Source organism: Mesorhizobium sp. M0074, from assembly GCF_040322975.1.
Taxonomy (GTDB): Bacteria; Pseudomonadota; Alphaproteobacteria; order Rhizobiales; family Rhizobiaceae; genus Mesorhizobium.
Genome location: NZ_JAMYUM010000035.1, coordinates 22,248 through 40,515, shown reverse-complemented (window position 1 = coordinate 40,515; position 18,268 = coordinate 22,248). Strand labels below are relative to the sequence as shown.

At 65.1% G+C, this 18,268-nt stretch carries 15 protein-coding genes; 4 read left to right on the top strand and 11 right to left on the bottom strand.

The annotated features are described in order from the left end of the window. Window positions 1-150: 150 nt before the first annotated feature. The 5 genes from NKJ73_RS31655 to NKJ73_RS31635 all read right to left on the bottom strand — a co-directional run bounded on the left by NKJ73_RS31655 (window position 151) and on the right by NKJ73_RS31635 (window position 5,873). Window positions 151-1,089: an ABC transporter substrate-binding protein gene (locus tag NKJ73_RS31655; RefSeq protein WP_352470775.1), complete on the bottom strand. Its 939-nt coding sequence runs from the start codon at window positions 1,087-1,089 to the stop codon at window positions 151-153. Between the two features lie 86 nt (window positions 1,090-1,175). Further along, entirely contained in the window at window positions 1,176-2,153 is a 978-nt protein-coding gene (locus NKJ73_RS31650) for an ABC transporter permease subunit (protein WP_502896740.1), read from the bottom strand. Between the two features lie 20 nt (window positions 2,154-2,173). Next, the gene (locus tag NKJ73_RS31645) at window positions 2,174-3,718 is read right to left on the bottom strand and encodes a sugar ABC transporter ATP-binding protein (protein ID WP_352572243.1); all 1,545 of its coding nucleotides are present in this window, start codon (window positions 3,716-3,718) and stop codon (window positions 2,174-2,176) included. Then, complete coding sequence (locus tag NKJ73_RS31640; RefSeq protein WP_352572242.1) at window positions 3,715-5,094, bottom strand: FGGY-family carbohydrate kinase; 1,380 nt, start codon at window positions 5,092-5,094, stop codon at window positions 3,715-3,717. The genes NKJ73_RS31645 and NKJ73_RS31640 overlap by 4 nt, the downstream gene beginning before the upstream one ends. After that, entirely contained in the window at window positions 5,091-5,873 is a 783-nt protein-coding gene (locus tag NKJ73_RS31635) for a DeoR/GlpR family DNA-binding transcription regulator (protein ID WP_023680486.1), read from the bottom strand. Before NKJ73_RS31635 ends, NKJ73_RS31640 begins: the two co-directional genes overlap by 4 nt. A 228-nt stretch (window positions 5,874-6,101) precedes the next feature. On the opposite strand from NKJ73_RS31635, the gene NKJ73_RS31630 reads away from it, so the two are divergent. The 3 genes from NKJ73_RS31630 to NKJ73_RS31620 are packed head-to-tail and all read left to right on the top strand — an operon-like array spanning window position 6,102 to window position 9,281. Beyond that, window positions 6,102-7,145, top strand: a complete 1,044-nt coding sequence (locus NKJ73_RS31630; protein WP_352572241.1) for a class II aldolase/adducin family protein — start codon at window positions 6,102-6,104, stop codon at window positions 7,143-7,145. Between the two features lies 1 nt (window position 7,146). Further along, entirely contained in the window at window positions 7,147-8,433 is a 1,287-nt protein-coding gene (locus NKJ73_RS31625; RefSeq protein ID WP_031213171.1) for an FGGY-family carbohydrate kinase, read from the top strand. Beyond that, window positions 8,430-9,281 carry a TIGR01459 family HAD-type hydrolase gene (locus NKJ73_RS31620; protein ID WP_023680489.1) on the top strand — a complete coding sequence of 284 codons (852 nt, stop codon included), beginning with the start codon at window positions 8,430-8,432 and terminating at the stop codon, window positions 9,279-9,281. Before NKJ73_RS31625 ends, NKJ73_RS31620 begins: the two co-directional genes overlap by 4 nt. 20 nt (window positions 9,282-9,301) lie before the next feature. Here the strand turns inward: NKJ73_RS31620 and NKJ73_RS31615 are convergent, their stop codons facing one another. The 6 genes from NKJ73_RS31615 to tesB all read right to left on the bottom strand — a co-directional run bounded on the left by NKJ73_RS31615 (window position 9,302) and on the right by tesB (window position 16,897). Further along, complete coding sequence (locus NKJ73_RS31615) at window positions 9,302-10,108, bottom strand: exodeoxyribonuclease III (RefSeq protein ID WP_023680490.1); 807 nt, start codon at window positions 10,106-10,108, stop codon at window positions 9,302-9,304. Between the two features lie 166 nt (window positions 10,109-10,274). Next, the gene (locus NKJ73_RS31610) at window positions 10,275-10,958 is read right to left on the bottom strand and encodes an outer membrane lipoprotein carrier protein LolA (RefSeq protein WP_031213172.1); all 684 of its coding nucleotides are present in this window, start codon (window positions 10,956-10,958) and stop codon (window positions 10,275-10,277) included. A 134-nt stretch (window positions 10,959-11,092) separates the two neighbouring features. Then, on the bottom strand, window positions 11,093-13,750 hold the full coding sequence (locus NKJ73_RS31605; RefSeq protein WP_352572240.1) for an FtsK/SpoIIIE family DNA translocase: 2,658 nt from the start codon (window positions 13,748-13,750) through the stop codon (window positions 11,093-11,095). Window positions 13,751-14,091: 341 nt separating this feature from the next. Then, window positions 14,092-15,414 (bottom strand): ammonium transporter, encoded by a 1,323-nt coding sequence (locus NKJ73_RS31600; RefSeq protein ID WP_031212694.1) that lies wholly within the window; start codon window positions 15,412-15,414, stop codon window positions 14,092-14,094. 49 nt (window positions 15,415-15,463) lie between these two features. Continuing rightward, window positions 15,464-15,802 (bottom strand): P-II family nitrogen regulator, encoded by a 339-nt coding sequence (locus NKJ73_RS31595; protein ID WP_023679755.1) that lies wholly within the window; start codon window positions 15,800-15,802, stop codon window positions 15,464-15,466. A gap of 219 nt (window positions 15,803-16,021) precedes the next feature. Further along, a complete protein-coding gene (gene tesB, locus NKJ73_RS31590) occupies window positions 16,022-16,897 on the bottom strand; it encodes an acyl-CoA thioesterase II (RefSeq protein ID WP_031212697.1) in 876 nt (291 codons plus the stop codon). 101 nt (window positions 16,898-16,998) lie between these two features. On the opposite strand from tesB, the gene NKJ73_RS31585 reads away from it, so the two are divergent. Further along, complete coding sequence (locus NKJ73_RS31585; protein WP_352572239.1) at window positions 16,999-18,243, top strand: ubiquinone biosynthesis hydroxylase; 1,245 nt, start codon at window positions 16,999-17,001, stop codon at window positions 18,241-18,243. Window positions 18,244-18,268 lie beyond the last annotated feature (25 nt).

Genomic DNA, 18,268 nt, shown 5'->3' with positions numbered 1-18,268 from the left:
CCCCCCCCAATAATCTTCTTCGACTCCCCCCCCCCCCTTGTAGCTCCCCTTTTTATACCCCCCCCCCCCATCCCAACGGGTTTTTTCCCACCCCCCTCCCCCAAAAAACCGCGGCGCCGCCCCCCCCCCCCCCCACCAGGCTTGGGAGGCTTAGCGAGCCGCGGTCCAGCCCTTGTAATCCTTCAAATTGTCGGCCGTGATCAGCTTCGGGTCGAGCAGCACCGTCGGCTCGGCCGGCTTCTTGCCAGCAAGCAGGTCAGCCGCCATCGTCAGCGACTGGCCGGCCATCACATAGGGATCCTGCGAGGCCGAGGCCTTGATCATCGACGTGCCGGAGGCGAGTTCCTTCTCGATATCGGGTGCACCGTCGACCGCGGTGAAGATGAACTCCGAGCGGTTGAGCTGCTTGGCCGCAAGCTGGGCGCCGATCGCCGTCGGATCGTTGATGGCGAAGACCGCGTCGATCTTGTCGAAACGCGTCAGCAGCGACTGGAACACTTTCAGGCCGCCGTCACGCGAGCCTTCGGCGTTCTGGTCGTCGGAAAGGATCTTGATGTCGGGGTGCTTTGCCAGCACGTCCTTGCAGCCCTTGACCCGCTCCAGGATCGACGACGAGGCCGGGCCATTGAGGATGACATAGTCGCCCTTGCCGCCGGTATTATCGACCAGATACTGGCACGCCTCTTCGCCGGCCTTGACGTTGTTGGTCATCACGGTGACGTCGGCGCCCGGCGCCGAAACGTCGAAAGCGGCAACGACGATGCCGGCCGCCTGCGCCTTCTTCACCGCCGGCGCGATCGCCTTGGCATCGACTGCGTTGAGCATGATGACGTCGACACCGGCAGCGATGAAGGAATCGACCTGCGATACCTGCTTGTTGAGATCGTAGTCGGCCGATACCGATGTCACCTGCACATTCGGGTTGATCTTCTTGGCCGCGTCCTCGATGCCCTTGATGGTGGCGACGAAGAACGGGTTGCCGAGCAGTCCGACCGAGATGCCGACCTTGTTCAGATCCTTTGCCGATGCCGGCGCGATGACGGCGGCCGCAAGGGCGACGCCGCAGAGCAGTTTAGCGATGGTCTTCATTGTTTTATTTTCCTCCTGATGCCCCGCGCCTCTCACGGTGCGTTACACATGAAACCGGCTCGTTGGATGCCGGCGACTAAGGGCCATCACGTTCTTGCTCCTGCCTGGAGCCGGTAACGGTCGAGGGCGACCGCCACGATGATGACCAATCCCTTGATGATGTACTGCCAGATGTCCGAAACACCGGCGAGGATGAGCCCGTTGGACAGCACGGCGATGATCAGGCCGCCGATCAGCGTGCCCCAGATCGAGCCGACACCGCCGACGAAACTGGTGCCGCCGAGGATGACTGCGGCAATGGCGTCGAGTTCGTAGGACTGGCCGAGCTGAAGCCCGTTGGCGGCATAGAGCCGGGCCGCCGACATGGCGCCGCCAAGGCCGGCCAGAAGGCCGGAAACGCCGTAGACGAAGAGCAGCACCAGCGGCACCTTGATGCCCGTCAGCCTGGCTGCCTCGGCATTGCCGCCGACGGCATAGATCCAGGTACCGAGCACGGTGCGCTTGAGCACCAGCCAGGACAGGACGACGACCGCCAGCGCGATGATTACCAGCCACGGAACGCCGAACAGCGAACCGTTGCCGATGAAGTCGAACGGCAGGTCCGCGTTGAACACCGTCGTGTCCTGGCCGAGCAGGCGGGCGACGCCGCGCACGGCGGTCAGCGATCCCAGCGTGACGATGAAGGGCGGCAGCTTGATATAGGCGATCAGCAGCCCGTTGATGACGCCGAAACCGAGCCCGACGAGAATGGCCGCGGGCACACCCAGCAGTCCCCAATCGGGCACCAGCGACACCATCACCGCCACCATCGCCGAGGCGGCAAGGATCGAGCCGACGGACAGGTCGATGCCGCCGGTCAGGATGACGAAGGTCATGCCGGCGGCCAGCACGATGTTGATCGACGATTGCTGCATGACGATCAGCAGATTGGTCTGGGTGAAAAAGCGCGGATTGATGAACTGGAAGCCGACCGCCAGCAGGATCAGGATCGGCAGCATGCCGAGTGCGGCGATGGCGGTACGCCACCTCGTGCTCCTGCCGACCGCCCGGTCGTCCGCTTTCATCGTGTCGGCCACCTTGTCGGTCATCGCTGAGCCGCTCCCGTTGCAAGTTCCATGATCGCTTCCTGCCGCAGCGGCTCGCCCTCCGACGCCGTCACCTCGCCGGCAATGGTGCCGTCGCGCATCACCAGCACGCGGTCGGCGATGCCGATCACCTCCGGCAGTTCGCTGGAGATCATCAGGATGGCGATGCCTTTCTTGGCCAGGTTGTCGATCAGCCGATAGATTTCCGACTTGGCCCCGACATCGACGCCGCGGGTCGGCTCATCGAGGATGACGACCTGCGGCTCGGTTTCCAGCAGGCGGGCGAGCAGCACCTTCTGCTGGTTGCCGCCCGACAGCGAGCCGGCATTGGCCTGCACCGAGCTGGTGCGGATGGTGAGGTCTGACACCGCCTTGGCGGCGCGCTTTTCGGCAGCCGTGAAGTCGCGCAAACCGCCGGCCTTCGCGTCCTTTGCCAGCACGCCCATGCTGATATTGTCGGAGATCGACATGTCGAGAAACAGGCCAAGTTGCTTGCGGTCCTCGGTCAGGTAGGCGATGCCGGCATCGAGCGCCTCGCTCGGCGAACCGATGGATATCGGTTTGCCGCCGAGCTCCAGCGTGCCTGATGTGTGCCTGTCGGCGCCGAAGATCAGCCGTGCCAGTTCGGTGCGGCCCGAGCCGACCAGGCCGGCCAGTGCCAGCACCTCGCCCTTGTGGAGGTCGAAGGAACAATTCTTTATGAGATTGCCGTCCGACATGCCGCGCACCGACAGCGCGATGGCGCGCTTGCTGTCCGGCGGACGGTGATCCTTCTTGTAGAACGTCGACAGATCGCGCCCGACCATCATCGATACCAGGCGCGAGGCGTTCAGGTCGGCGCGGTCGAGCGTGCCGACATAGCCGCTGTCGCGTAGCACGCTGACGCGGTCGGCGAGCTGGTAGACCTCTTCCATGCGGTGGCTGATGTAGATGATGGCGATGTCTTGCGACTTCAGCGTCGCGATCACCTCGAACAGCCGGTCGGTCTCACGCGAGGTCAGCGACGTGGTCGGCTCGTCCATGACGATGATGCGCGCATTGGTCGACAGCGCGCGGGCGATTTCCACCAGCTGTCGCTCGCCGAGCGACAGGCTTGCGACCGGAGTGCGCGCCGAGAAGGTCACGCCGAGCCGCGCGATGATCTCGCTGGCGCGCCGATTGCACTGCTCGCGGTCGACAACGCCGAACCGTCGCGGCTCGTTGCCGAGAAAAATGTTCTGCGCTACCGACAGATTAGGCGCCAGCGACAGCTCCTGATAGATGACCGCAATGCCGGCGGCGCGCGCCTTGATCGGGTCGCCAGTCGCGGCCGGCACGCCGTCGATCAGGATTTCGCCGCCGGGGTCCGGCCGGTAGGCGCCGGACAGCACCTTCATCAGCGTCGACTTGCCGGCACCGTTTTCTCCCATCAGCGCGTGCAGCTCGCCGGCGTGAACGGTCAGCGACACATCGTGCAAGGCGCGGATCGCACCGAACGTCTTGGAGATGTGGCGCATCTCCAGCACCGGCTGGCGCACCGTCTCGATCCGGGCGGCGGCGCTCATCGCGCACCTCCTGCAGCTGCGCTGGCCACAGCCCGGTCGGCGGCAAGGCCGCGCCAGTCGTTGCGATAGCCGGCAAGGCCGCTGAAACTTGCCGCATGCACCGCCTCCGGCGCTTCGGTGGCAAACTCGCGTCCGACGCTTTCGAAGGCAAGTGCGGCAGCACCGGTGGCGCTGCCCTCCAGCGTTGCGCCCTGCAGGAAAGCCTGCCCGGGCCGCAACTGCGCCAGCAACGCGGCAAGCAGCCCGCCATTGTTCAGGCCGCCGTCGACGATCACTGTGTTGTCCGAATGGATCAGCTCGAGGCACAGATCGACCATCAGCGCGACATAGAGCAGCGCCATGGCCGCGCGTTCCTCGGCATTGGGCGTACGCCCGACCAGTTCGCCGCGGCGGTGCGGCATCGGGCCGCCGGGCGCGAAGCTCGGCAGCGCCATAATGCCGGCGTCGATCACCCGTTGTATCGATGACGGCGCGATTGCGCCCTGCCAGCCGGCGCTGATCGTGGCGAATTCGCGCCCGCCCATGAAGCGGACGGTTGGCACCGGGCCGCCATCGACATCGACATTGACCAGCATGTCGCGCTCGCCGTCGAGTGCGTCGAGCGGGCAGTCCGGATTGAGCACGACCACCCAGGTGCCGGTCGAGACCACGGTCACCGGCCCGAGCTGCTGCCGGCGGTAGGCATGGAGCGCGGCATTGCTGTCGTGGACGCCATTATGGATGGCGACTGGCTTCGCGGCCTGGCCGAAGCGCTGCTCGCCGATCACCGCGCCGGCACGCTCGAAGGCGGGCATCTGGCCGCGCCAGCCCTCGGCATCGACCAGCGAGCTGAAATCGCGTTTGCGCGGCGCCCATAAATGCGAGTGGCAGCCAAGATGCGACACTTCCGATACCGGCCGGCCGCCAAACCGCCAGCTCCAATATTGGGGGTAGCCGAGGATCGATTTCGCTGTGGCGAAGGCACCGGGCTCCACCTCCTTCAGCCACAACATGTGGCGGCCGTAGTTGAAGCCAAGCGGCAGGCGCGGCGAAAAGGTCTCGGCAAAATCCGGAATGCGGCGGTCGATCTGCGCGGCGATTTCAGCTGGCGGTTCCTGCTCGTAATCGAGGATCGGATGCGTCAGCGCGGCTTCGTCGACCAATGCGAAGGTGCAGCCATGGCCGGATACCATCAGCCCTTCCACGCCATGCATGTCGACTGCATCATCGATGGCGCGGGCCGCCCAGTCGTGCAGCGCTGGCTCGTCGAGCACGCTGAAGCCGCCTTTGCGGATCCACCTCGGCTGGGTGCGGCGCTCGTCGAGGATCTGTCCGTCCTGGCCGAAGACGAACAGCTTCGAATTGGTCTTGCCGAAATCGAGGACGGCGATGTTCACTGGGCGCCTCCCGATGAAGCCGCGATCCGCACCATGACGCCGGCATCTTCGAGCATGCGGGCATCTGTCTCGGACAGGCCGTCATCGGTGACCAGCGTGCCGATCCGCGACAGCGGCAGTGCCACATTGCGCGCGTGGATCGACAGTTTTCGGCTGTCGGCCAGCACGACGATCTGGTCGGCGCAGAGGCTGAGCTCGACGATCGAGCGGACCAGCAGCGGGTGCGATTCCAGAAGGCCTTCCTGGCCGATGCCTTGCGCGCCGAGAAAGAACTTCGAGGCGTAGAACGGCACCGTCTGCGTCAGCGAATGGATGATGCCCGGCTCGCGGTGCAGTTCGCCGCCGGCGACGGTGAGGCTGCAATGGCCGTGGTCGCTGAGATAGGCCGCGAGCGGCATCGAGTTGGTGTAGAGCCGGATGTTGCGGTCGGCGAGCTTGACGCCGAGATGGAAGCAGGTCGAACCGCCATGCACGATGACCGCGTCGCCGTCGCGCACCATGGTGGCGGCGAGAGCGGCGATCTGCCGCTTGGCCTCGACGGCGAGGTCGCGGTTCTCGTCATAGGGCCTGGCATAGGCGACGCCGGCTTGCGAAGCGCCATCGAGCGCCGAGATGCCGCCATAGACCTTGCGCGCTTCGCCGGCCTCGTCGATCTTGTCGATGTCGCGCCGTACTGTCGCCGCCGACACGCCAAGCCGCTCCTGCAGCTCGCGCACCGATGCGAAAGGCCGGTCCCGCAAAAGCTCGACAATCTGGCGCTGGCGGCCGGAGTCGCTCAACCCTTACCTCCCAATGCGCTTGCCTCCCAAGCATTTTGCACGGCATTGCCATTTTGCACGGCAATTGGTGCAACTTACTCAACACGCCTCGGATTGCAAGCCTGATCTGACGCGATAACATCACTGTTGACGTAACTTACTCGCATCTGCGATACCAGCGTCGGTCTTCGTCCCGGCACCGGGACGTCCAAAGCCGTGGCCACGCGGCCGGTTTGTGGAGGAATTTCGATGACGATCAGTGCGGATGCCCAGGAACTGGCAGCGCTGCAGTCGCTTTCGGCCGCCATCGGCAGCGACCCGCATCTGACCCAGGCCGCCGGCGGCAACACCTCGCTGAAAGCCGGCGACACGCTCTGGATCAAGGCCTCCGGCACCTGGCTGAAGGACGCGCTCATCGCGGACATCATGGTGCCGGTCGGCATCCCGCCATTGCTCGACGCCATCGAACGGCGCGACCCGGCCGCCGAACAGCCGCAGGCCTTCACTGTCGACGCCCTCAACGCGCGCGGCTTGCGCCCGTCGATCGAGACCACCGTGCATGCGCTGATGCCGCAGCGCATCGTTCTGCATGTTCACTGCGTCGAGACCATTTCGCTGGCCGTGCAGGCCGACTGCGAGGCCGAGGCCGCCAGGCGGCTCGACGGCCATCAATGGGCGTATATTCCCTATCGCCGGCCGGGACTGCCACTCGCGCAGGGTATAGCCGAGCGCCTTCGGCCAGGCGTGGATATCCTGATCCTCGGCAATCACGGCCTGGTCGTTGCAGCCGAGACCGTCGCCGCGGCCGACATGCTGCTGCGGCGCGTGACACGACTGTTGGCGCGGCCGCCGCGCCAGGTGGCGGAACCGGACATCGCGGCATTGACGGCGCGCGCCGGCGACAGCGACTACAGATTGCCGGCGGACGTTGAGGCGCATGCGGTGGCGATCGACGCCGAAAGCTGCCGCATGGCTTCGGGTGGCAGCCTCTACCCCGACCACGTCATCTTTCTCGGCGAAGGCTCGGTCGTGGCGAGACCCGACGAGGGTGTGAAGCGCGTCATCGAGCGCTGCGGCGCCGCACCCGCGGCGATCCTGTTTCCTGGACTCGGCGTGTTGATGCGCGGCGACGCCGGCGCCGGTGCCGACGCCATGCAGCGCTGCCTTTCCGACGTGACAGCGCGGATCGATGTCGCGGCGAAGCTGAATTATCTGACAGCGGCGGAGAATGACGAGCTGATCAACTGGGACGCCGAAAAATATCGTCAGAAACTCAATGCCGGAGGCAGCTGACATGCCGCGTTCGTCTGGCCCGCTTGCCATCGGCATCGACATCGGCACATCCGGCGCGCGCGCCGTCGCCATGCGTCCGGATTTTTCCATTGCCGCGCATTCCGCTATTGCCCTCGAGCGATTTGGGCCGAACGGCCGCGACCCCGCCATATGGTGGGAGGCGGTCGGCGCGGCGTTGGCGGAACTGCTCAAATGTATCGATCGTGCGGCAGTGCGCTCGATCGCCGTCGACGGTACGTCGGGCACGCTGCTGCCGGTCGACGGCGCCGGGCGGCCGCTGGCCGAACCGCTGATGTACAACGACAAGGTCGCTGACGACACTATTCTGACAGCAATAGCCGGCGCGGCACCGGCAACGAGCGCTGCACTTGGGGCGACCTCCGGTCTCGCCAAGGCGCTGTCTTTCCAGCACCTGCCCGGCGTCGCCACTGTGCTGCACCAGGCAGACTGGATCGCCGGACAGTTTTCCGGCCGCTTCGATGTCAGCGACGAGAACAACGCCCTGAAGACCGGCTACGACGTCGAGGCCCGGCGCTGGCCGGACTGGATCGCGGCGACCGGCGTGCGCATGGAATTCCTGCCCCGCATCGTGCGGCCGGGCGATGTCACGGACACGCTCACCGCCAGCGCTGCGAAAATGTTCGGCCTGCCGCGCGACGTGGTTATCGTTGCCGGCACGACGGATGGCTGCGCCTCATTCCTGGCGACCGGTGCGAGTGCCGCGGGCGACGGCGTTACCGCGCTCGGCTCGTCGCTGACCATCAAGATCCTCTCCGACCGGCCGATCTCGGCGCCGCAATTCGGCATCTACAGCCATCGGCTGGGTGACACCTATCTGGCGGGCGGCGCCTCGAACTCCGGCGGCAAGGTGCTGGCCCAGCATTTCCCCGTCGCCCGCATTGTCGAACTCAGCAAAAAAATCGACCCGGCGACGAAGACCGGCCTCGATTATTACCCGCTGCCGGCGCCGGGCGAACGCTTCCCCATAGCCGATCCGGCGCTGCCGCCGCGCCTCGAGCCGCGGCCCGCCGACGACGCCGACTATCTGAAAGCGATGTTCGAGGGTATTGCGGCGATCGAAGCGCTCGGCTATCGCCGGCTTGCCGAACTCGGCGCCCCCCGGCTGACATCGGTCAGGAGCGTCGGCGGCGGTGCGGCCAATCCGGCCTGGACAGCGATCCGGCAGCGCAAGCTTGGCGTCGCTCTCGTGCCGGCTCTTTCGGAGGAGGCCGCTGCCGGCACGGCGCGGCTGGCGCTGATGGGCGCAAGCGCAGCGGGGCTTTTATGACGGCCAAGGCAATTCAACACCTCGACGGCATCGCCGCGCTGACCGACCGCTATCAGGTGTTCCTGCTCGACCAATTTGGTGTGCTGCACGACGGCACCAGCGCCTATCCAGGTGCTGTCGAAGCGTTGTCGGCACTCAAGCGCGCCGGCAAGACCATCGTACTGATCTCGAATTCCGGCAAGCGGGCGCAACCCAATGAGCGCCGCCTGCTGAAGCTCGGTTTCGAACCGGGAAGCTGGGATCACTTTGTCTCCTCCGGCGAGGTGGCGTGGCGCTCCTTCCACCAAATGGCAGCATCCGGAGCCCTGCGCCCGCAGACAAAATGCCTGCTGATCCGCCGCGACAATGACCGTTCGGCTGTCGACGGCCTGCCCTTCGTCCTGGCCAAGGACGGCGACGATGCCGAACTGGTGCTGATTTCCGCCAGCGAGGGCGATCGCTACGACCTCGACCATTATCGCCGGCTTCTTGGTCCGGCGGCGGCGCGGCGGGTGCCATGCTTCTGCACCAATCCCGACAAGATCATGCTGACTGCCGTCGGCCCTCGCTTCGGCGCCGGCCGGCTCGCCGATCTCTACGAGAGCCTCGGCGGCAGCGTGGCGCGCATTGGCAAGCCCAATCCGCAGATATTCGAGGCAGCGCTGGCACTGGCGGGCCACCCGGAGCGCGACAGCGTGGTCTGCGTCGGCGACAGCGTCGAGCACGACATCGCCGGCGGCAACGGCGTCGGCGTCGCGACGACGCTGGTCCTGTCGGGCATATTGGCGGGGGCGCCTGACCTGGAGGACGTTTTCGCCACGCTGAACGCCCGTCCCGACTACATCGCGGATAGCTTCAGGTTTCGCTGAGTTGTTAAGGCGAGACAAAGCTAATCCAGGTTGAAACGCCCGATCACCGGCACATGGTCCGAGGGCCGTTCCCAGCCGCGCGCCGGCCGCAGGATTTCATAGCCGGCAAAATGCGGCACCAGGTTTGGCGACGACCAGACATGGTCGAGGCGGCGGCCGCGATTTGAGGCCTGCCAATCCTGGGCGCGATAGCTCCACCAGGTGTAGAGTTTCTCCTCGTAAGGCACATTGAGCCGCATCAGGTCGATCCAGTCGCCGGCGAGCCGCATTGCCTCGAAGTTTTCCGTCTCGACCGGCGTATGGCTGACGACCTTGAGGAGCTGCTTGTGCGACCAGACATCGTGCTCGAGCGGCGCGATGTTGAGGTCGCCGACCAGGATCGAGCCGGAGTGCTCGTCATGCTCGGCGCGGACGGCGTTCATCTCGGCAACGAAATCGAGCTTGTGCTTGAACTTGCGGTTGACGGCCGGGTCGGGCTCGTCGCCGCCGGCCGGTACGTAGAAATTGTGCAGCAGGATCGTTTTGCCGCCGGCGTTGACGGTGACCGACAGATGCCGGCTGTCGTCGATCTCGCAGAAGCGGCGCTTTTCGACCACCTCGATCGGCCGGCGCGCTATGGTGGCAACGCCGTGATAGCCCTTCTGGCCATGGAAGGCGATGTGCTCGTAGCCGAGCTTGCGGAACGCCTTCTCCGGAAACAATTCGTCCGGAACCTTGGTTTCCTGCAGGCAGAGCACGTCCGGCGCCTGCTCGACCAGCAGGCGCTCGACGATCGGCATGCGCAGCCGGACGGAGTTGATGTTCCAGGTAGCGACGGAAAACGGCATGTGGGGTTCCGGACAACGCAAGGTCCGCCGGATGGCTCCGACGGAAGTCAATCGCGGAAACTACTGCCAGCCGCGCACCGCAAAAACAAGGCGGCGCTTGGCCGAGCCTTGTCATGGTCGACTTCGGTGCTGCACCAGCGCGGAAGGCCTCCCGCAACGCTAGAAGTTACCGCGTCTTGGTGTTCAGCTCGCGGTTCGCCGTATAGTCGATGGCGAAGGTGTCGGGGGCGAAGCTGACGCCCTCCTTGGTGTTGAAGATCATCACCGTCGTGTCCTTGCCTTGCGCATCGGTGATGGTCCACTGCCGCAATTCATAAGATTTCGGATCGAACATCATGGTAATCTTCGAATTGCCGAACACCGATTTGTCGGCAAGCTGGATGGTGGTGAGATCGTCCTCTTCCTTGACGCTTCTGACGCGCCCGCCCGACAGATCGATCTTGTCGTCGAGCAGCAGCTTCAGCGGCGTCTTCGACAGCGGATAGAGGTCGGAGGTCCGCAGCTTCTTGTTGAGGATGACCACCGACTTGCCGTCGGAAATCACCCTGAAATTCGAGGCGCCGTCGTAATTGAAGCGGATCTTGCCCGGCCGTTCCAGAAAGAACTTGCCGCCGGTCTGCTCGCCCTTGGGTCCGAACTGCACGAACTCGCCGCTCATCGATTTGACCGAGGAGAAATGATCGGCGATCTTCTGCGCCGTCGCCGGAACCGCTGCTTGCGCCGACGCCAGCAACTGGAAGCCGGGCACGAGGTTGGCGGCCGCCGCACCGGCCAGGACCAGGCCGAGGCCGAGCACCTGCCGGCGGGTTGGGGCGAAATCCCTGCTTGGGGCGAGAGTTGCGTTTTTCATGCCGGTCACCATCATCTGATTGCTTGCTCGTTATATTGGTCTGGCCCCCCAGTTGGGCTTAAGTTTGGCGGGCCGCACGGCGCCCGTCCGCTGCAACGCGCCAAAAGGTTCAAAGTTGCCGGCGCGGACGCGCTCTAGAACTTGTCGTCCTCCGTCGGCACCAGGATTTCGCGTTTTCCGGCATGGTTGGCCGGGCCGACAATGCCTTCCTTCTCCATCTTCTCGATGATCGAGGCGGCGCGGTTGTAGCCGATGCCGAGCCGGCGCTGGATGTAGCTGGTCGAGGCCTTGCCGTCGCGCAGCACCACCGCGACCGCCTGGTCGTAGGGATCGTCGGAATCCTCGAAATTACCGCCGTCGCCGCCGCCACTGCCTTTGCCCGTCGGCTCGTCGTCATCCTTGTCGTCGTCCTCGGTGATGGCGTCGAGATATTCCGGCACGCCCTGCAGCTTCAGATGCGCGACAATTTTCTCCACCTCGTCGTCGGAGACGAAGGGACCGTGCACGCGCTGGATGCGGCCGCCGCCGGCCATGTAGAGCATGTCGCCCATGCCGAGCAGCTGTTCGGCGCCCTGCTCGCCCAGGATGGTGCGGCTGTCGATCTTCGATGTCACCTGGAAGGAGATGCGGGTCGGGAAATTCGCCTTGATGGTGCCGGTGATGACGTCGACCGACGGCCGCTGCGTCGCCATGATGACATGGATGCCGGCGGCGCGCGCCATCTGCGCCAGGCGCTGCACCGCGCCTTCGATGTCCTTGCCGGCGACCATCATCAAATCGGCCATCTCGTCGATGATGACGACGATGTAGGGCATCGGCTCGAGGTCGAGGTTCTCCGTCTCGTAGATCGCCTCGCCGGTTTGGCGGTCGAAGCCGGTCTGCACGGTGCGCGAGATCCTTTCGCCCTTTTTCTCGGCCTGCTGCACGCGCGCGTTGAAGCCGTCGATGTTGCGGACGCCGACCTTGGACATCTTGCGGTAGCGGTCCTCCATCTCCCGCACGGTCCATTTCAGCGCCACCACCGCCTTCTTCGGATCGGTGACGACCGGCGTCAGAAGATGCGGAATGCCGTCATAGACCGAGAGCTCCAGCATCTTTGGATCGATCATGATCAGCCGGCAGTCCTGCGGCGTCAGCCGGTAGAGCAGCGACAGGATCATGGTGTTGATGGCGACGGACTTGCCCGAGCCGGTGGTGCCGGCGACCAGCACGTGCGGCATTTTGGCGATGTCGACGATCACCGCCTCGCCATTGATGGTCTTGCCCAGCGCCAGCGCCAGCTTGGCCTTGGTGGTTTCGAAATCGCGGCTGGCCATGATCTCGCGCAAATAGACCGTCTCGCGCCTGGCGTTCGGCAATTCGATGCCGATCGCGTTGCGGCCGGGCACCACGGCGACACGGCAGGCGATGGCGCTCATCGAGCGGGCGATGTCGTCGGACAGGCCGATGACCCGCGACGATTTGATGCCGGGCGCCGGTTCCAGCTCGTAGAGCGTGACGACCGGACCCGGACGCACATGGATGATTTCGCCCTTGACGCCGAAATCCTCCAGCACGCCCTCGAGCAGGCGGGCGTTCTGCTCCAGCGCGTCCTTGGACAGGCTGGCGTCGCGCACCACGTTCTTTGGTTCCGACAGGAAGTGCAGCGACGGCATCTCGAATTTTTCCGAGCCGATCAGCGAAGTCTGCGCCTCGCGCTGGACGCGGGCGCCGGGGGCCGGCCGCGGCGCCGGCGCCTCGACGCGTGTCGCCGCGTCGGAACGGAAGTTCTGCACCTTCGCCGTCGGCGCCGCGCGGCGCTGGCCGGCCGGCTCGGGCGCGAAATCCATGTCGTCGTCATTGTCGTCGCTATCGAAGACGTCGGCATCGTCAGGGTCGATCGAGGCACTGCGGTCGTTGACCATGGCGGCGAAGAATTCCGGCTCGACGCGGGCGCGCCCGCCCGGGCTCATCCGCGCCTCGGCGAACTCGGCCGATTCGACCCGTTCGGCCGCCCGCCGCCAGGCGCTGGGGCGCGGTTCCATCTCCGGCTCGAAATCGTCGCGCTCGCGCCGGCGCGCGGCGCGGCGGCGCAGATAGGCCCGCAGCGACAGCCACCAGTGGGTGATGGCGCCAAGCGCCAATATACCTTCGTCGCCCTCGTCCTCTTCATTGTCGAAAAGCAGGTCGTCCTGCGGATCGGGCACTGCAGGCTGTTCGAGGACCGCAAAGCCGTTCTTGCGCGAAATCAGCGCCGAGCCATACAAGAATACCCACAGCGCCGGCGCTGCCAGGAGCACGGCGAGCACGCTGGCGACGAGGCCGGTCGGATAGCCGCCGATGACCAGGCCCGGGATATTGAGCACCATGTCGCCGAAGACGCCGCCGAGGCCGGTCGGCAGCGGCCAGGTCTTGGGCGGCACCACGCAGCCGGCAATTGCCGCGCCAAGCAGCGAAAACCCGAACCAGGCCAGCGCCCGTTTCGGCAGCCGGTCGACGCCGCGCGCGGTAAACAGCAGAAATCCCCAGATCACCGCCGGCACCAGCGCCGCAACGGCGGCAAGTCCGAAGAACTGCATGGCAATGTCGGAAAAGACGGCGCCGGCATAACCCATTGCATTGGTGACGATATTATCGGTGGCGTGCGAAAAGCTCGGATCGGCGACGTTCCAGGTGGCAAGGGCGGCGACGCCGAAGCCAACCAGAGCAAACAGCCCGGCACCGACCAGGCGCCCGACCTGGCGCCTCGCGAACGACCGGATGCCGTGCTCCGTATCGGCCAGCGCAAGCGGTGCTGAAGCCCCTGAACGCATGCTTTTCCTCGTCTGTCGTTGCCCCGGCCGGGCGCGGACGCGCAACACGGCAGATTCGGCTGTCAGACTAGCGGCGGGAAGGTTAAGGGCGCATTAACCATGGGCATTCCGCGTCACCGGAACGGGCGACCGCCACCACAGTTCGGAGCCGCTGCGGCCGCTGTTTCACGCCGCCGGCGGATCGAGCACCTTGATCAAGCGACCGTGATCGAGCCATCACGGCCATCCGCGCGCAAAAAAGAGGCCCGGAAATCTTCCGGGCCTCAAGGCGTGAGCCCTTTCGGGAGCATCACGACGGGATCTTCCCGGCACCGGCAAAACGCCGGTACCAGCCAATACCTTTACGGCACCACTTCGCCGTGCTGGCTGATGTCGAGGCCTTCGACCTCTTCCGGGGTGGAAGGACGCAGGCCGACCAGCGCCTTGACGATGTAGAGGATCACGAAGCTCGCGATCGCCGTCCACAGGATGGTGAAGACGATACCGTAGAGCTGCTTGCCGACAGAGGCGCCCGAGCCGAGGCTGTTGATCGCCGGATCGGCGAGCACGCCGGTCAGCAATGCACCGATGATGCCGCCGATGCCGTGCACGCCGAATGCATCGAGCGAGTCGTCATAGCCGAACGCGTGCTTGAGCTTGACGGCCGAGACGTAGCAGAGCACGCCGGCGACGATGCCGACGATGAAGGCGCCGGTCGGATTGACGAAGCCGGAAGCCGGCGTCACCGCGACCAGGCCAGCGACGGCGCCCGAGATGATGCCGAGAACGCTCGGCTTCTTGGCGACGATCCATTCGGCGAACATCCAGGCGAGCGCCGCAGCAGCAGCGGCAACCTGGGTGTTCAGCATCGCGGCACCGGCAAGGCCGTCGGCGGCCAGTTCCGAGCCGGCGTTGAAGCCGAACCAGCCGACCCACAGCAGCGAAGCGCCGATGACGGAGTAGACGAGGTTGTGCGGCGCCATGTTGGTGGTGCCGTAGCCTTCACGTTTGCCGAGAACCAGCGCGCAGACCAGGCCGGCAACACCGGCATTGATGTGAACGACCGTGCCGCCGGCGAAATCGAGAACGCCGGCTGTGCCGAGGAAGCCGCCGCCCCACACCCAGTGCGCGATCGGGGCGTAGACCACCAGCAGCCACGCGCCCATGAAGATGAGCAGCGCCGAGAACTTCATGCGTTCGGCGAAGGCGCCGGCAATCAGCGCCGGCGTGATGATGGCGAAGGTCATCTGGAACATCGAGAAGACGAACTCAGGAATGTTCGCCACGCCCGGCAGCCACAGCGAGGAGGTGGTGATGCCGTTGTGGAAGAACTTCGAGAAGCCGCCGAGATAGGCATTCATGCCGCCGCCATCCGAGAAGGCCAGCGAGTAGCCGAACATGAACCACAGCACCGTCACCAGGCAGGTGATGGCAAAGCTCTGCATGATGGTGGCGAGCACGTTCTTTTTGCGCACCATGCCGCCATAAAACAGCGCCAGGCCCGGTATGGTCATCATCAGCACCAGCGCCGTCGAGGTCAGCATCCAGGCTGTGTTGCCGGTGTCGAGCGCGGGCGCAGGGGCAGCCGGTGCCGCCGGTGCCGCTTCCTGCGCGAACGCAGCAACCGTGCCCAGCGCAGCGAGAGCGAGCGAACCTAAAACGGCCGCGCGTCCCGTTATCTTCAAGGTGGAAGGAATATTCATTGAACTCTCCATTGGAATACGTATCCGCAGCTCAAAGCGCGTCGGTGTCTGTTTCGCCGGTGCGAATGCGCACCGCCTGGTCGATGCCGAAAACGAAGATCTTGCCGTCGCCGATCTGGCCGGTCTTGGCCGCCGCGGTGATGGCTTCGACGGCCTTGTCGACCATGTCGACAGCGACCGCGACTTCGATCTTGATCTTCGGCAGGAAGCTGACCGCGTATTCCGCCCCGCGATAGATTTCCGTGTGCCCCTTCTGACGTCCGTAGCCTTTTACTTCGGTGACGGTCAGGCCCTGGATGCCGACTGCGGTGAGCGCCTCGCGCACCTCGTCGAGCTTGAACGGCTTTATGATTGCCATCACGATCTTCATAAGGTTTCACCCTTTGCTGTTGCGGGTCCCCGCGTTTGCACGACTTCGCCGATCCCCATGAGAGCCGGAGAGTGCCCGCTAGGATTCAAGCTCCGTGCCAATTGCCGAAGCAGGGTGTTAAGCTGTTGTTAAACAACGAAATCGAGAAGGTCTGGCAGCTGCCTGTTCACAGGCGCGGCAGTGCATATGCTTAAAAAATAGGCAAATTTCGAAAAATGCCTACTCCGCAGGCGGCCGCTTCAGCCGGATGAGTCCTTCTTGGGCAACCGAGGCGATCAAGGTGCCGTCGCGGGCAAACAGCGAGCCGCGGGTAAAACCACGCGATCCTTGCGTCGACGGGCTGTCTTGCGTGTACAGCATCCAGTCGTCGAGCGGATGGCTGCGGTGGAACCACATGGCGTGGTCGAGGCTGGCTGCCTGGATATCACGATCGAAAATGGCGCGGCCATGGGCAAAGGTCGAGGTGTCGAGCAGCGTCATATCCGAGAGGTAAGCGAGCACGGCCGCCTGCGTGGCGCGGTCGGCCGGCACCGGGCCGGTGGTGCGGATCCAGATGTTCTGCTTCGGCTCGAGCTTTTCCCGGCTGGTATAATGCTTCAGCATCACCGGCTTCATCTCGATCGGCCGGTCGCGCTCCCAATAGCGCTTGATGCCGTCGGGCACGGCTTCGCCGAACTTGCCCAGCAATTCGCGCTGCGACAGCAACGTGTCGGGCGCCGGCACGTCCTGCGGCATCGGCACCTGATGTTCCAGGCCGACCTCATCCTGCTGGAACGAGGCTTCCAGCGAAAAGATCGCCTGGCCGTGCTGGATCGCCACGACGCGGCGCGTGGTGAAGGAGCCGCCGTCACGGATGCGGTCGACCTCGTAAATGATAGGCACCTTGGTGTCGCCCGGCCGCATGAAATAGCCATGCAGCGAATGCACGTGGCGCTCGGGCTCGACCGTTCGCTGCGCGGCGACCAGCGCCTGGGCGATGGTCTGGCCGCCGAAGATGCGCTGCCAATCGAGCTTGGGGCTGCGACCACGATACAGGTTGTGTTCCAGCTGCTCGAGGTCGAGAATGCCGAGAAGCTCGTCCATGGCTGCCGTCATCTTGACCTCGCCGCAAAATTACCATGGCGGTTTCCGACAGGAACAGCGGGCAGTCAAGGGCGGAATGCCCGGCGACAGTCAGGCTGCGAAAGGAATTGCCCATGGTCGACAGCAAGAATTCGCTCGACGTTCTGGTCGCCGGCGCCGGTTATATCGGCTTGGCCGCCGCCGTGTCGCTGAAGCAGGCGCGGCCGAGCCTCGCCGTCGCCGTCGTCGATGCAGCACCCGCCGGCGTCTGGCAGAAGGACGGCCGCGCCTCGGCGATTGCCGCCGCCGCGTGCCGCATGCTCGACCAGCTCGGCGTCTGGAACGAGATCGCGCCGGAGGCGCAGGCAATCACCGAAATGATTGTCACCGATTCGCGCACATCCGATCCGGTCCGCCCGGTGTTCCTCACCTTCGACGGCGAGGTCGCGCCCGGCGAACCCTTTGCGCATATGGTCGCCAACAAGGATTTGAACGGCGCCTTGCGCCGGCGCGCCGAACAACTCGGCATCGGCATCATCGAAGGCGTCGCCGTCAGCGCCTTCGACATCAACGGCGCCGGCATAACCGTGCATCTTGCCGACGGCGCGACGCTGAAGGCGCGGCTGCTGGTTGCCGCCGACGGCGTCAATTCGAAGCTGCGCGACATGGCCGGCATCAAGACGGTAAAATGGGAGTATGGCCAGTCCGGCATCGTCTGCACGGTGGCGCACGAGCGGCCGCACAACGGCCGCGCCGAAGAGCATTTCCTTCCCGCAGGCCCGTTTGCCACGCTGCCGCTCAAGCCGGGCAAGGACGGCACCAACCGCTCGTCGATCGTCTGGGTCGAACGGTCGCAGGATGCCGAGAAACTGGTCAGTGGCGACACGCTGGTCCTGGAATATGAACTCGAGCAGCGCTTTGGCCTGAAACTCGGAGAAATCCATATCGCCGACAAGCCGCGTGCCTGGCCGCTCGGGCTGATCATTGCGCGCGCCTTCGTCGCGCCGCGCATCGCCTTGGCCGGCGACGCCGCCCACGGCATCCACCCGATCGCCGGCCAGGGTCTCAATCTCGGCTTCAAGGACGTGGCGGCGCTGGCCGAAGTGGTGGTCGAGGCCGACCGGCTCGGCCAGGACATCGGCGCGCTCGACGTGCTCGAGCGCTACCAGCAATGGCGGCGTTTCGACACGGTGCAGATGGGCATCACCACCGATGTGCTGAACCGGATGTTTTCCAACGATTTCGGCCCGCTGCGCACTTTGCGCGACATCGGCCTCGGCCTTGTCGAACGCATGCCGCGGCTGAAGGAGTTCTTCATCCGCCAGGCGTCAGGCCTGTCCGGCGACACGCCGAAACTGTTGAAGGGCGAGGCGATTTAGGCTTGGCAAGTGCGCGTTACTGGCC

What these genes read in the sequence shown, in the direction of transcription:
- NKJ73_RS31650 (WP_502896740.1), bottom strand. Translation starts at nt 2,153, where the DNA reads ATGAAAGCGGACGACCGGGCGGTCGGCAGGAGCACGAGGTGGCGTACC.
- NKJ73_RS31625 (WP_031213171.1), top strand. Translation starts at nt 7,147, where the DNA reads ATGCCGCGTTCGTCTGGCCCGCTTGCCATCGGCATCGACATCGGCACA.
- NKJ73_RS31585 (WP_352572239.1), top strand. Translation starts at nt 16,999, where the DNA reads ATGGTCGACAGCAAGAATTCGCTCGACGTTCTGGTCGCCGGCGCCGGT.
- NKJ73_RS31605 (WP_352572240.1), bottom strand. Translation starts at nt 13,750, where the DNA reads ATGCGTTCAGGGGCTTCAGCACCGCTTGCGCTGGCCGATACGGAGCAC.
- NKJ73_RS31620 (WP_023680489.1), top strand. Translation starts at nt 8,430, where the DNA reads ATGACGGCCAAGGCAATTCAACACCTCGACGGCATCGCCGCGCTGACC.
- NKJ73_RS31610 (WP_031213172.1), bottom strand. Translation starts at nt 10,958, where the DNA reads ATGAAAAACGCAACTCTCGCCCCAAGCAGGGATTTCGCCCCAACCCGC.
- NKJ73_RS31645 (WP_352572243.1), bottom strand. Translation starts at nt 3,718, where the DNA reads ATGAGCGCCGCCGCCCGGATCGAGACGGTGCGCCAGCCGGTGCTGGAG.
- NKJ73_RS31615 (WP_023680490.1), bottom strand. Translation starts at nt 10,108, where the DNA reads ATGCCGTTTTCCGTCGCTACCTGGAACATCAACTCCGTCCGGCTGCGC.
- NKJ73_RS31630 (WP_352572241.1), top strand. Translation starts at nt 6,102, where the DNA reads ATGACGATCAGTGCGGATGCCCAGGAACTGGCAGCGCTGCAGTCGCTT.
- NKJ73_RS31655 (WP_352470775.1), bottom strand. Translation starts at nt 1,089, where the DNA reads ATGAAGACCATCGCTAAACTGCTCTGCGGCGTCGCCCTTGCGGCCGCC.
- NKJ73_RS31595 (WP_023679755.1), bottom strand. Translation starts at nt 15,802, where the DNA reads ATGAAGATCGTGATGGCAATCATAAAGCCGTTCAAGCTCGACGAGGTG.
- tesB (WP_031212697.1), bottom strand. Translation starts at nt 16,897, where the DNA reads ATGACGGCAGCCATGGACGAGCTTCTCGGCATTCTCGACCTCGAGCAG.